Genomic DNA, 13,525 nt, shown 5'->3' with positions numbered 1-13,525 from the left:
CCGTCTGTTGACCCCCTCCAGGTCGCGCGCTCAGGGTGGGGCGCCGGCTGCTGCCGGCGCTTCGACCACTGAGGAGGGATCGATGACGAACCCCGACCTGAGGGCCCGACGTCGCCGGCTGGGCGCGTTCGTGGGCGGCCTGGCCGCTACTGCACTGGCGGTGACGATGGCGTTGCCGGCTGCTGCTGCGGGCAGCACGTTGCAGGCGGCTGCGGGCGAGAGCGGGCGGTACTTCGGCACCGCGATCGCGGCGAGCCGGCTGTCGGACTCGACGTACTCGACGATCGCGAACCGTGAGTTCAACATGATCACGGCCGAGAACGAGATGAAGATGGACGCGACCGAGCCGTCCCAGGGGCAGTTCAGCTACACCCAGGGCGACCGGATCGTGAACTGGGCCCGGCAGAACGGCAAGCAGGTCCGCGGGCACGCGCTGGCGTGGCACTCCCAGCAGCCGGGCTGGATGCAGAACATGTCCGGGACCGCGCTGCGCAACGCGATGCTCAACCACGTCACCCAGGTCGCCACGTACTACCGGGGCAAGATCTACGCCTGGGACGTGGTGAACGAGGCCTTCGCCGACGGGTCCTCCGGTGCCCGGCGCGACTCGAACCTGCAGCGCACGGGCAACGACTGGATCGAGGCCGCGTTCCGCGCCGCCCGCGCCGCCGACCCGAACGCCAAGCTCTGCTACAACGACTACAACACCGACGACTGGACCCACGCGAAGACGCAGGCGGTCTACACCATGGTCCGGGACTTCAAGGCGCGGGGCGTGCCGATCGACTGCGTGGGCCTGCAGTCGCACTTCAACGCCCAGAGCCCGGTGCCCAGCAACTACCAGACCACCCTCTCGTCCTTCGCGGCGCTGGGTGTGGACGTGCAGATCACCGAGCTCGACATCGAGGGTTCGGGCGCCGCGCAGGCGGAGAACTACCGCCGCGTGGTGCAGGCCTGCCTCAACGTGGCGCGCTGCACGGGCATCACCGTGTGGGGCGTGCGGGACACCGACTCGTGGCGTGCCTCGGGCACGCCGCTGCTGTTCGACGGCTCGGGCAACAAGAAGGCCGCGTACACGAGCACCCTCAACACCCTGAACGCGGGCGGCACGGGCACCCCGACGCCGACCCCCACCCCGACGCCCACCGGGACGCCGACGCCCACCCCCACCCCGACGCCCACGCCCACGACGCCGCCCCCGACGGGCACGTGCTCGGCGAGCCTGGCGATCGCGAACAGCTGGGGTGGCGGCTACCAGGCCACCGTCACGGTCCGGGCCGGCACGTCGTCGATCAACGGCTGGCGCGTCACCCTGCCCGGCGGGGTGTCGACCAGCAACGTGTGGAACGGCGTCCTCGCCAACGGCGTCGTGAGCAACGCCGCCTACAACGGGTCGGTCGCCGCCGGCCAGACCACCACCTTCGGGTTCATCGGCAACGGCAGCGCACCCGCCCCGGGAGCCCTGTCCTGCAGCTGACCTGATCCGACCCCGGCTCCACGCCGCGCAGGACGACGGCGCCGCACCCCCCTCCGGGTGCGGCGCCGTCGTCGTGCCTGCGGCGCACGTCTCACGGCGCGTGCCCCGTCACCCGTGCCCGTGAGGGCCTCGCCGTGAGAAGGTGTGCCGGGGTCACGGAAGCGGACCGCGGCGTGTGGGCACCAGGCACCGCCGGCCGGTCGACGCCCGTCGTACCCGAGCGCGTCGCGGCAGGCGACGGCAGCAGGACGCTGCCCGAGGACCCCGCGCCCGTCCCGCTCGGGCATGCCCGTCGCACGGCGCGCTGCGTCCGTGCCGGGGGAGGCAGAAGGAGGAGATGTGGCGCGAGCAGGGCAGCGTCGGACCGGTCGCGCGAGCGCCGAGCCCGGTCGGCGACCCGCGGGCGGACGGGCCCAGCGCCCCGCCGAGCGCGGGATCGTGCCGGTGCTCGCCGACATCGCCCGCGAGGTGGAGAACGCCGTCTCCCGGCCGCCGATGAAGCCGGGCACGCGCACCAAGTTCCAGGTGGTCGCGCTGATCGTGCGCGAGGAGCGCGCCCGCGTGATGGGCGACGCCACGCTGACGCAGGGGCGCAGGGCCGAGCAGCTCAAGCGGCTCGACGGGGTCGCCACGCAGCTCGCCCGCATCGCGGCGCGCGACACGTCGCTGCTGGAGCTGCTGGCCGAGGACGCCCGCGTCTCCGACGCCGCCCGCACCTACAAGGCCACGGTGATGCGCGCCGGCGGGCTGGAGCCCACCGAAGACCCGGAGCCCGCCCGACCGGCCCCGACGCCAGCGCCGGGCGCGGACAAGCGGGTGGTGCCGCGGTCGGTGCTCTCGCGCCAGCTCGCCAACCCGTTCCTCGCCCCGGACTTCGAGGCCGCCGCCCAGCGGGTCGCCGCCAAGCCGCGCCGGCTGGCCGGGTGGGAGCTGCTGGAGCCGCTGTTCCGCTCGTTCGAGCAGGCCGGCCCCGGGGCGCCGGCGTGCATGCCGCTGCCCGACCCGCGCCCCGTGCCCGGCCTGCTGGGCCGTGAGCTCATGCCGCACCAGTCGCAGGTCGTCGCCGCGACCACCCGCGGGCACCGCACCTTCCTGCTCGCCGACGAGCCGGGGCTCGGCAAGACCGCGCAGGCGCTGCTCGCCGCGCAGGCCGCCGACGCGTTCCCGCTGCTCGTCGTCGCGCCGAACGTGGTCAAGACCAACTGGGCGCACGAGGTGGGCATGTGGATGCCGCTGCGCCGGGCGACGGTCGTGCACGGCGACGGCGAGAAGGTCGACGGGTTCGCCGACGTCATCATCGTGAACTACGAGATCCTCGACCGGCACGTCGGGTGGCTCGGCGAGCACGGGTTCCGCGGCATGGTCGTCGACGAGGCGCACTTCATCAAGAACAAGTCCTCGCAGCGGTCCCAGCACGTGCTGGCGATCTCCGAGCGGATCCGCGAGCGCACCGCCCGGCCGTTGCTCATGGCGCTGACCGGCACGCCGCTGATCAACGACATCGAGGACTTCCGGGCGATCTGGCAGTTCCTCGGCTGGATCGACGACACCCAGCCGCTCGGCCCGCTGATGAACGCGCTGGAGGACACCGGTCTGACGCCCGCCGACCGCGGCTTCGCGGCGGCCGCGCGCTCGGCCGTGATCGACATGGGCGTCGTGCGTCGGCGCAAGGTCGACGTGGTCGACGACATCCCGGCCCGCCGCGTCGCGGACCTGCCCGTCGAGCTCGACGGGGCCGTGGGCCGGTCCATCCGTGCCGCGGAGGAGGTGCTCACGCGCCGTCTTGTCCAGCGCTACCAGGCCGCCCTGGAGGCGCGCGGCGAGTCCGCCGTCGCCGGTGTGGACCTCGAGCTCGCCCGCCGGGTCGCGGCCGCCGAGCTCAAGGACTCCAGCTCCAAGGCCAAGGGCGAGAACGTCTTCACGATGGTCCGGCGCATCGGCCAGGCCAAGGCCGGGCTCGCCGCGGACTACGCCGCCCAGCTGGCCCGCAACGTCGGCAAGGTCGTGTTCTTCGCCAAGCACGTCGACGTCATGGACACCGCCGAGCAGACGTTCGCCGAGCGGGGCATCCGCTACGCGTCGATCCGCGGCGACCAGACCCCCAAGGCCCGCGAGAAGAACATCACCGCGTTCACCGAGGACCCCGAGGTCTCGATCGCGGTGTGCTCGCTCATGGCCGCCGGTGTGGGCCTGAACCTGCAGGTCGCGTCCAACCTGGTGCTCGCCGAGCTCTCCTGGACCGACGCCGAGCAGACCCAGGCCATCGACCGCATCCACCGCATCGGCCAGTCCGAGCCCGTCACCGCGTGGCGCATCATCGCCGCGCAGACCATCGACTCGAAGATCGCCGAGCTCATCGACAGCAAGTCCGGCCTGGCAGCCCGTGCGCTCGACGGCGCCGAGGAGGACGAGACCGACTCGTCGACGAACGTCCAGCTCGACGCGCTCGTCAGCCTCCTCACCGACGCCCTCGCCCCGGAGGGCGTGGTCTGAGCACCGGGCCCGCCGGTCGCGCGCCGCGGGACCGTCAGGTCAGGGGTGCGGTCTCGGGCTCGGGGAGCGGCTCGGCAGAGGCTTCCTCCTGCTCGGCGATGCGGAGGGCGGCGACGAGCTCGCGGTAGAGGTCGTCGGTGGCGAGGAGCTCGGCGTGGGTGCCGCGCGCGCGGACGCGGCCGGACTCGAGGACGACGATCTGGTCGGCGTCGACCACCGTGGACAGGCGGTGCGCGATGGTCAGGACGGCGCCGTCGCGTGCGGTGCGGCGGATGACGTCCTGCACGGCGACCTCGGTGAGGCCGTCGAGCTGGGCGGTCGCCTCGTCGAGCAGCAGCACCGCGGGGCGGCGGACGACGGCGCGAGCGAGGGCGACGCGCTGACGCTCGCCGCCGGACAGGTCGGTGGCCTGCACGGGGGTGTCGAGGCCCTCGGGCAGCGCGCGGACCGTGGCCTCCAGGCGCACGGCGCGCAGGGCGTCCCAGATCTCGTCGTCGGTGGCCTCGGGGTACCGGAACGTGAGGTTGTCGCGGACCGTGCCGGACAGCAGCGGGGTCTCCTGCTCGACGTACGCGAACCGGGCGCGCACCGTGGCGATGCTCAGCTCGTCGTACGGCACGCCGTCCAGGCGCAGGGTGCCGGTGTCGGGCTCGAGGAAGCGCAGCAGCAACGAGATGACGGAGGTCTTGCCGGCGCCCGACGGGCCGACGAGGGCGGTGTGGCCGCGGCGCGGGACGGCCAGGTCGACCCCGTCGACGGCAGGTCCGGTAGCCCCGGGGTACGTGAGGCGCACGCCCTCCAGGGCGAGGACGGGCGGGGCGTCGCCCGTGCCGGTGGGCTCGGGGTGGTCGCGGCCGGCCGTGAGGTCCTCGATGTGGATGGACTCGGTCTCGCGGATGCGCGCGGCCGCCGCGACGCCCGACTGCAGCTGCGTGAACACCCCCGTGAGGGTGGTGATGGGGTCGACGATGTTGAACGCGTAGAGCAGGAACGCGATGAGCGTCGACACCTGGAGCGTCCCGGCGTCGACGCGCCACGCCCCGACGCCGAGGATCACGATGATCGCGAGCTGGATGCCGCCGCCGGCGATGGTCCACGCGAACGCCGTGACGTACACCGCGCGGATGCTGTGCCGGGCGGACTCGCGGGCCTGCACGGTCACCTGCTCGGCCTGCCGGTCCTCGGCGCCGCTGGCCTTGACGGTCCGCAGCGCCCGCAGCGCACCCTCCAGGGTCGAGCCGACGTTGCCGATGGACTCCTGCGCCTTGCGCTGCGCGACCCCGATCTGCGGCAGCAGCAGCCCCATGAGCACGGCGACGACGACGATCGCCCCGAGCGTCGACAGCAGCAGCGGCACGTCCAGCACTGCCATGAGGATGATCGTCCCGGCCAGCGACACCAGCCCGTTGACGAGCTGGACGATGCTCGACGACGCGGCCTCGCGCAGCAGCACCGTGTCCGAGGTGACGCGGGTGACGAGCTCGCCGGGGGTGCGGCGCTGCACGTCGCCCAGCCGACCCCGCAGCATCCGCCCGACCAGTGCCAGGCGGGCGTCGAGCACGATGTTCTCGGCCAGCCGCCCCAGCACGATCCACTGGATCATCCCCGTGATCGAGCCGAGCACCAGCAGCCCCACAAGCAGCGCGACCGGCCCCCGCAGCGACACGCCCGTGCCGAGGGTGTCGAGCACCCACTTGGTCGCCATCGGCATGGTCAGCGCCGTGGCGGTCGCCCCCAGGCCCAGCACCGTGCCGATCACGACCGTGCGCATGTGCGGGCGCACGAACCCCCACAGCACCGCGATGTTCTGCCAGCGCAGCGGGACGGGCGGGGGAGCGTCGGCGGCGTCGGTGCTCATCACCCGATTGGAGCACCGGGGGCAAGGCGTGTCGTCGCCTTTGCCGCCGGTTTCGCCGACGGCGCACGAGGCCGGCCCCGGGCCGGACGACGTCGGTGCCCGGGCGTAGGGTGCGAACCGCACCGTGGGACGTCGTCGTCAGGGGGAGTGCCATGACCGATCCGCTGTGGGAGCCGCCGCTGGCCGGCACCGACGTCGAGCACCTGACGGGCACGCTGGAACGGCTGCGTGCGACGTTCCGCTGGAAGGCCGACGACCTCGACGTCGAGCAGCTGCGCCGGCGCCCCGTGCCGACGTCCGAGCTCAGCGTCGGCGGGCTGCTCAAGCACCTGGCGGTGTGCGAGGACGACGTGTTCAGCTGGCGCATCGGCGGGCGCCCGCCGGTGACGTGGAGGCTGGTGCCCGAGGACGACGTGGCCCGGTGGCAGTTCACGGTCGACCCCGACGAGACCGCGGACCAGGTCTACGGGATCTGGGCGGCAGCCGTGGGCCGGTCGCGCGCGACGATGCGCGAGCTCGTGGACGCCGGCGGCCTCGACCGGCCCGGCCACCTGGAGCTCGACGGCGCCCGCCCCAGCATCCGCCGCCACCTGCACGACCTCGTCGAGGAGTACGGCCGCCACACCGGTCACATGGACCTGCTGCGCGAGGCGATCGACGGCCGCGTCGGCGAGGACCCGCCCGCCGACTGGCCGATGCTCCCGCCAAGCAGGCCGCATGCGTAGGCGCCCGCCTCGCCCGACCTGCGCTGCGTGCGGCCACGAGTGGCGCGAGCACGAGCCCGGCGACGGCTGCGGGGAGTGCGCGTACGAGATCGAGCACGAGGACCCGGACGCCCCGGCGGACGTCTGTGCCCTGGCACGGCCTACGCACGGGTGATCAGCCAGAACACCCGCGAAAGGACTGCGTGCTGTGCTCGCCGTGCGGTAGACCTGAGGGGTGGCCCGACGGTCACGACGCAGGCTGTGCGGCGCACCGCGCCTCGCGGTCACGACGCAAGGGGGCCACTCGAATGACGACGCGCGAGAAGGTGCTGCCCGGTGTCGCCGCGTTGGAGATCGCCGGCGCCGCAGTGGCCGCCCGGGTGTTCGACTGGTGGCTGATGACCATGCTCCTGGCGTGCGCCGCGTCCGCACTGTTCACAGTCCGGGACCTCCGTCGGGCCAGGCTCAGCGGGAGTACGGGCGACCGGACGCGGTAGCCGAGGTCAGCGCGGGCGGTCCGCACCGAAGCGCTGGACGACGTCGATCGTGCCGACGATGTTGTCGTTCAGCTCTTCCAGGTCCTCGGCCGGGATCCAGTACTCCAGGATCGTCTGGCCGCCGACCTGCTGGACGTCGTAGCGGTCGAGGAACGCGCGCCGCACGTCGAACCGCGTGACGAACCCGGCGCCCGAGGCGGGCACGTTCCAGTCGCGGGCGATGCGCACGGCGTAGTCCTCGTTCAGGACGGGGTAGAAGATCGGCTGGTCGGGCAGCCGCGGCGGCCAGCGGCGGAACCCCGTGGCCTCGACGAGCGCGAGCTCGTTCGGCCCCGTCGGCCGCCACAGCGTGACCACGTCGTCCCGGCTCTGCGTCATGCGGGCGAACCTAGCCGCGCCGCGTCCCCGTCGTCGCGGGGACTGCCGCGGCGCAGTGCATCTCTCTCAGGGCACCTCTCACGACAGGCGTGGCGGCGCGGGTCCGCAAGGGCGCCGCGACATGGAGCCGGGACTTGCGATTTTTTCGTCTTGTTCGGATCATGAAGCCATGAGCGCCACTGCCGCGAGTCCCGTGACGTTTCCTGTCGCCGACGGCGGCGTCATCGACGCGCTCGCCGCCGTCCTCCGGCAGCCTTCCGCGCGTCTGCGGGGGCAAGACGGTACGGAGATCGTCCTGCCCGGTGAGGTGCACGACGTGCTCGAGCAGGTGCTCGACGCCATGCGCAACGGTCAAGCCATCATGGTCGCGCCCGTGGCGACGCGGTTGACCACCAGCCAGGCGGCCGACCTCCTCGGGATATCCAGGCCGACCCTCGTGAAGCTCCTCGAGAGTCATGAGATCCCCTTCGAGAAGACCACGCGGCACCGGCGTGTTCGCCTCGACGACGTCCTGGCGTACCGCGAGCGCCGAAGCGTGACCCGTCGCGCGATCCTCGACGAGATGACCCGCCAGGCGATCGAAGACGGTCTCTACGAGGACTCGGCCGCCGACTACACGGAGGCACTCCGTGAGGCGCGCCGCGCCGGGGCGTCCGAGTGACGTTCGGTGCGGTGCTCGACGCGAACGTACTCGTGCCCGTCGCGCTCGCCGATGTGCTGCTGGGAGCAGCAGAGGCCGGCCTCTACCGCCCGCTGTGGTCGGCCCGCATCCTTGACGAGGTGCGCGCGGCGGTGGTGCGTGTCCGCCCACATCTGGACCCGTCCCGGGTGGACGCACGCCTGCACGCGATGAACTCGGCGTTCGACGATGCCCTCGTCCACGGGTGGGAAGCGCTCGTCGACGGGATCGTCCTGGGCGGCGATCCCGACGACCGGCACGTCGTGGCGGCCGCGATCCGCGGCGGGGCCGAGGCGGTCGTCACCGCGAACCTCAGCGACTTCCCGCCGGCGCCCATGGCGGAACTCGGCCTCCACGCCCTCAGCGCGGACGAGTTCCTGCTCGACCTCGTGGATCTCGACGAGTCGGCGATGGTCCACGTCGTCTGGTCGAGGGCGGCGGCGAAGACGCGTCCTCCGACCACGCCGACGCAGGTCCTCCGCGCGCTGCACCGTGCCGGGGCGGTGGGGTTCGCCGCGCACATGCAGGCGAAGGTCGGATGACCGAGAGCACGCGCGGCGTGGAGGCGACCGGAGCGCCGAGCGGCCCCGCGCCCACGCTGCACATGATCGGGTACTGGCGCAACGCGACACATCCCGAGCTCCCGGATCCGCACGACCTCGTCGACGAGGAGTGGGACGAGGACGACCGCTTCGGCGTGGTCGGATACCTCCGCCACGGGACCTACTACAGGGGCTGGATGGGGCTGTCGCCCTGCCGCATGTGCGGGCGGAACAACGGTTCCGGCGAGCTGACCGACGGAGTGCTGGCGTGGCCCGAGGGCCTGGCGCACTACGTCGAGGAGCATGGCGTCCGCCTGCCGCCGGCTGTCGAGCGGCACGTGCTCGAGGCGGCCGACCGCCTCGACGCGACGGGTTCCTCGGTCGACTGGTGGGTGTCCGGCGCCCCGGCGCCCATTCCTGCGGGATCGGTCGGACCGTCGGTGGGTCACCGGTCGTGCCCTGACCCCGCCGGCGTCGCCGCGCACCGTGCTCAGGTCGGCACGGGCGGCGGTCGCCATGGAGGTCGAGGAGGCGACCAGGGGAGGACGTCCGCAGCGGACAGGTCGCGGACCGCGACGACCGACTCGTCATGACGACGCCACTCGCTGCGTGAGTACGCCTCAGCGGCGACCAGCAGTGTCGTCCCCGAGTCGCCGTGCAGGAGGACCTCCGTCAGGAGCGTCGCCGCGCGGGCGCCCTCCACACCGGTCTCGAGGACGACGTCCGCGCCATGGATGCGGCCCCTGGCGAGATCGAGTCCGGTCCGGGGGCGGAGCTCGCCCGCGGCGATCGCCATGACGTCGATGTCGGGGACGTCGACGAAGCTGAGCCCGAACGCGCCGTCGTCCTGGTAGGTGCCGATCCGCGTGTCCGACGAGCCCCGTGCGCGCAGCCAGGCGAACGGGGTCCGGCCGTCGGCCGGCGTCGCCCACGATGTCGCGGGGTCGCCGCCGGGCTCGACCTGCCACTCGTCGCCCTCCCACGAGGCGACGTCTCTGGCCGCGATCATCAGGGCGTTCGTGACGTTCCGGGTCGTCCACCCGACGACGTCGGGGACCCCGGCGTCCCTCAGCAGAGCCCCCACGGCATCGCGCGTGAGCGCAGCGAGCTCGTCGTCCGGAGGGAGCGGGTCGGCGCTCCGTCGTGCGTAGATCACCACGAGGGGCCGGTCGTGCTCGCACCGCACGACCCACGCGCCTGGTCGTCGGTCGCTGGTCTCGAGCACCCAGCCGCGCCCGCGCGGTGCGGCCTCCTCCGGCGCCATGGACGGGCGCTTCCCAGGTCGCGCGGCGGTCACGGCACTCCTCGTCGTCCGACCGGGTGGGGCCGTCCCATCGTGCCCCAGCCGCGAGCCCGGTACCGCAGGATGCGCGGCAGGATCGTCGCCCCTCTGCCGCCCGCGGGGACGTCGTGTGCGTCAGTCGACCGCGATGGTGACGACGGCGATGTCGTCGCGGGGGTCGTCGGACTGGAAGGCGATGGCGTCGGCGAGGATCGCGTCCGTGACGTCTGCCGCCGGGCCGCGGTGCGTGTCGACGACGGCCAGGAGCCGGTCGGGCCCGTAGAAGTCACCGCCGCGCCGGGCCTCGGGGACGCCGTCGGTGAAGAGCACCAGGGCGTCGCCGGGGACGAGGTCGACGTCGGTGTCGGTGAACGTGGCCCGGGGCAGGATGCCGACGAGCGGGCCGTAGGTGCCGACCGGTCCGGGCGGGAGGCCGGCGCGGCGCAGCAGAGGCAGGGGGTGGCCGCCGCACGCGATCGTCGCCCGCCAGCGCCCGTCCGTGCGGCGCAGGCGGACGAGGGCGACGGTGCAGAAGCGGTCGGTCTCCGCCTGGCGCAGCACACGGTCGAGGGTGCGCAGCACGGCGCTGGGTTCGTCGTGGTCGACCGACGCGGCGCGCACGGTGTACCGGGCGAGGGCCGTGACGACGGCCGCCTCGGCGCCCTTGCCCTGCACGTCGCCGAGCACCACCACCCAGTCGTCGGTGGCGACCTGGAAGACGTCGTAGAAGTCCCCGCCGACGTGCCGGCCGTCGCCCGCGGGCCGGTACGCGGCGGCGACGTCGAGGCCGGGGACGTGCGGCGGGGTCGGCGGGATGAGGGTCTGCTGCAGGGTCTGCGCGAGCTCGACGGCCCGCGCCTCGGACTCCTCGGCGCGGCGCCGGGCGGCCAGCAGCTCCTGCTCGTACCGGCGGCGCTCGGTGGCGTCGAGCACCGCGGTGCGGACGACCCGCGCGGTGCCGTCCGCGTCGCGGTCGAGCACCGAGTTCACGAGCACGGGCAGGCGGCGGCCGTCGGCGCAGAGGATCTCCAGGGCGATCTCCCGCGCCGTGCCCTGCATGCGCAGCGTGGGCGCGTAGTGGGTCTCGTGGTAGAGCCGGCCGCCGACGGGCAGCAGGTCGACGAAGCGGCGCCGCCCCACGAGGTCCTCCCGGCGGTGCCCGGTCCACGCGAGGAACGTGGCGTTGACGCGCACGATCAGGCCGTCGGGCGTGGTCGAGAGGTACCCGATCGGGGCGTGGTCGTCGAGGAGACCCGGGTCGTCGCGGTGCAGCGCCTCCTGGAAGGCGGGGTCCTCGGGTCCGCGCATCGGGGCTCAGTCGCGCAGGAACGCCGCGATCGCGGCCGTCGTGGCCTCGGGCGCGCTCAGGTGCGGGCAGTGCCCGGTGGCGTCCAGGAGCACCATCTGCGCGCCCGGGATCGCGTCGCGCACGTGCTCGCCGACGGACACCGGGGCGATGACGTCGTCCGTGCACTGCAGCACCAGCGTCGGCGTCGTGACGGCGGCCAGGTCGGCGCGGTTGTCGGACAGGAACGTCACGCGCGCGAACCGGCGGGCGATCTCGGGGTCGGCGCGGCAGAAGCTCGCCGTGAGCTCCGCGCCCAGCTCGGGACGGTCGGGGTTGCCCATGATCACGGGCGCCATCGTGCTCGACCAGCCCAGGTAGTTGCTGTCGAGGGAGTCCAGCAGCTCGGCGATGTCCGCCTCGGTGAACCCGCCGGTGTACCCGTCGTCGTCGACGTACCGCGGCGACGGGGCGACGAGGACGAGCTTGGCGAACCGGTCGGGCTCGGCCACGGCCGCCAGCACCGCGACCATCGCCGAGACGGAGTGCCCCACGAGCACCACGTCGCGCAGGTCGAGCTCGCGGACGATCGCCAGGACGTCGTCCGCGTAGCCCTGCAGCGAGCCGTGCCGCACGGGGTCGTACGCGGAGGCGTCCGAGCCGCCCGCCCCGACGTGGTCGAACGTCACCACGGTGAACGCGTCCTCGAAGTGCGGGGCGACGAGCCGCCACATGTGCTGGTCGCACCCGAACCCGTGCGCGAGCACCAGCGGCTGCGCCCCCGGCACGCCCGAGACCCGCACGTCGTGCCTGCTCACCACGCCCACCCGAGGAGGCTACCGACTCGACGTGCGCGCGCAGCCACCGACGACGCGCCGGGACGCCGCTCAGCCGTCCGCGCCGTCGGCGTACGCGGCGACCTGCGCGGCCTCGTCGGCGAGGGTGTCGGCGTCGACCAGGTCGGCGGCGCCCTCGCCCAGGGTCGTGGTCCAGGCGTCGACGACGTCCTCGAGCGTGCCCGACGTGAACAGGTCGGCGCGCAGGTCCTCGGTGGCCTCGTCGTACAGCGCCTCGAACGTCTCGATGGAGTGGAACCGCTCGGCGAGGGGGTTCGACGCCCCGCCGAACCCGCCCCCCGGGCCGCCGCCTGCGGCGTCGCCGCCCGCGCCCCGGTCACCCGGGCGTCCGGCACCGTCGGGCAGGTCGGTCGGCATGTCGGTGGGGAAGCCCTCGGGCAGGTCCGTGGGCATGTCGGTGGGGAACCCCTCGGGGCGTTCGCCGTCGGTCGGAGGCTGCATCCCCTCCGGCGCCCCGCCGCCCCCGCCGCCCGGCCCGCCGTTCTGCACCCCGAACGTCAGGTTGTGGTCCCACGCGACCACCGTGAACACCCCTGTCCCGACGTCGTAGGCCAGGTAGGAGTTGTTGCCGGGGCCGTCGATGTCGTCGAAGTTGTCCATGAGGTCCTCCAGCGCCAGGTACCGGGCGAGCTGGTCGACGTCGACGTGCTCGTCCAGCTCGGCCTCGAGCTCGGCGTCGGTGGCCTCGTCGAGGAAGACCATGAGGTCGGCGACGGGCTGCCAGTCCTCCTCGCCGGCCTCGACGTCGAACGCCTCGGTGTAGGCGGCCGGGTCGGTGCCGCGGTTCGACCAGTCCCCGTCCGCGTCGGACTTGTAGAGGATGGTCTCGCCGTCGAACGTGGCCTCGGCCCACTGCTCGTCCATGACCTCGACGACGGCGTGCAGCGACGCGTCGCCGCCGTTCGCGCTCACGCGCGTCGCGGTGACGCGGGACGTCTCCAGGTCGGCCTCGGCGAGCAGCGTCATCGCGACGAGCTCGTTGATCGAGGTCTGCGTGGTGCTGGACCGCACCGCCAGGCGCGTGACGCCGTCGAGCTCCTGGCCCTCGACCCACTTGTCGAGGCGGACGAGCCACGGCAGGTCCTGCGCCGGGGTGTCCGCCGTGACCTCGCGCAGCGTCGAGTTGCCCTTGAGGCGCAGGCCGACGTCCTCGAACGTCGTCCCGTCGATGGTCACGTCACCGTGCACCCAGACCTTCTCGCCGTCCGTGAGGTACCCGTCGAGGGCCTCGTCCAGCGCGTCGTCGGTGAGGACGAGGTCGATCTCGTGGACGCGCGAGGTGTCGAAGAACCCGTCGGTCGTGGCCTGGGTCGCCGACGACCCGTCGGAGGGTGCGCACCCCGCGAGGGTCAGGGCGACGGCAAGGACGAGCGCGGTGGTCGCGCGGGGGGTGCGAGATGGCACGGCGGGCTCCGGGGCGTCGAGGGGCGCACCATCGTGCGCGCACCACCCGGACGCCGGCCCGGTGCCGGC

General features: G+C 73.5%; 11 protein-coding genes. 5 read left to right on the top strand and 6 right to left on the bottom strand.

Annotation, left to right across the window (positions count from 1 at the left end; translation table 11 throughout):
- Positions 1 to 82: 82 nt before the first annotated feature.
- Positions 83 to 1,477, top strand: coding sequence for an endo-1,4-beta-xylanase (locus tag FBY24_RS02850; RefSeq protein WP_142157896.1), 1,395 nt, complete (start codon positions 83 to 85; stop codon positions 1,475 to 1,477).
- 339 nt (positions 1,478 to 1,816) lie between these two features.
- Entirely contained in the window at positions 1,817 to 3,970 is a 2,154-nt protein-coding gene (locus FBY24_RS02845; RefSeq protein ID WP_255432187.1) for a DEAD/DEAH box helicase, read from the top strand.
- 34 nt (positions 3,971 to 4,004) lie between these two features.
- Here the strand turns inward: FBY24_RS02845 and FBY24_RS02840 are convergent, their stop codons facing one another.
- A complete protein-coding gene (locus FBY24_RS02840) occupies positions 4,005 to 5,828 on the bottom strand; it encodes an ABC transporter ATP-binding protein (RefSeq protein WP_142157892.1) in 1,824 nt (607 codons plus the stop codon).
- 152 nt (positions 5,829 to 5,980) lie between these two features.
- On the opposite strand from FBY24_RS02840, the gene FBY24_RS02835 reads away from it, so the two are divergent.
- Positions 5,981 to 6,553 carry a DUF664 domain-containing protein gene (locus tag FBY24_RS02835; RefSeq protein ID WP_142157890.1) on the top strand — a complete coding sequence of 191 codons (573 nt, stop codon included), beginning with the start codon at positions 5,981 to 5,983 and terminating at the stop codon, positions 6,551 to 6,553.
- Positions 6,554 to 7,035: 482 nt separating this feature from the next.
- Here the strand turns inward: FBY24_RS02835 and FBY24_RS02830 are convergent, their stop codons facing one another.
- Positions 7,036 to 7,407, bottom strand: a complete 372-nt coding sequence (locus FBY24_RS02830) for a hypothetical protein (RefSeq protein WP_142157888.1) — start codon at positions 7,405 to 7,407, stop codon at positions 7,036 to 7,038.
- Positions 7,408 to 7,576: 169 nt separating this feature from the next.
- Between FBY24_RS02830 and FBY24_RS02825 the strand changes: the two genes are divergently transcribed.
- Both FBY24_RS02825 and FBY24_RS02820 read left to right on the top strand, forming a co-directional pair.
- On the top strand, positions 7,577 to 8,068 hold the full coding sequence (locus tag FBY24_RS02825; RefSeq protein WP_142157886.1) for a helix-turn-helix domain-containing protein: 492 nt from the start codon (positions 7,577 to 7,579) through the stop codon (positions 8,066 to 8,068).
- Between the two features lie 11 nt (positions 8,069 to 8,079).
- Positions 8,080 to 8,628 (top strand): PIN domain-containing protein, encoded by a 549-nt coding sequence (locus tag FBY24_RS02820; protein WP_255432186.1) that lies wholly within the window; start codon positions 8,080 to 8,082, stop codon positions 8,626 to 8,628.
- Between the two features lie 490 nt (positions 8,629 to 9,118).
- Here FBY24_RS02820 and FBY24_RS02815 read toward each other — a convergent pair whose 3' ends face one another.
- The 4 genes from FBY24_RS02815 to FBY24_RS02800 all read right to left on the bottom strand — a co-directional run bounded on the left by FBY24_RS02815 (position 9,119) and on the right by FBY24_RS02800 (position 13,456).
- A complete protein-coding gene (locus tag FBY24_RS02815) occupies positions 9,119 to 9,925 on the bottom strand; it encodes a hypothetical protein (RefSeq protein WP_142157882.1) in 807 nt (268 codons plus the stop codon).
- 120 nt (positions 9,926 to 10,045) lie between these two features.
- Positions 10,046 to 11,218 (bottom strand): PP2C family protein-serine/threonine phosphatase, encoded by a 1,173-nt coding sequence (locus FBY24_RS02810; protein ID WP_142157880.1) that lies wholly within the window; start codon positions 11,216 to 11,218, stop codon positions 10,046 to 10,048.
- Between the two features lie 6 nt (positions 11,219 to 11,224).
- Positions 11,225 to 12,016: an alpha/beta fold hydrolase gene (locus FBY24_RS02805; RefSeq protein ID WP_370510965.1), complete on the bottom strand. Its 792-nt coding sequence runs from the start codon at positions 12,014 to 12,016 to the stop codon at positions 11,225 to 11,227.
- A 66-nt stretch (positions 12,017 to 12,082) separates the two neighbouring features.
- Complete coding sequence (locus tag FBY24_RS02800) at positions 12,083 to 13,456, bottom strand: CotH kinase family protein (protein ID WP_142157876.1); 1,374 nt, start codon at positions 13,454 to 13,456, stop codon at positions 12,083 to 12,085.
- Positions 13,457 to 13,525 lie beyond the last annotated feature (69 nt).

It is taken from the genome of Cellulomonas sp. SLBN-39, from assembly GCF_006715865.1.
Classification (GTDB): domain Bacteria; phylum Actinomycetota; class Actinomycetes; order Actinomycetales; family Cellulomonadaceae; genus Cellulomonas.
This window is presented reverse-complemented; position numbering and strand designations above follow the sequence as displayed.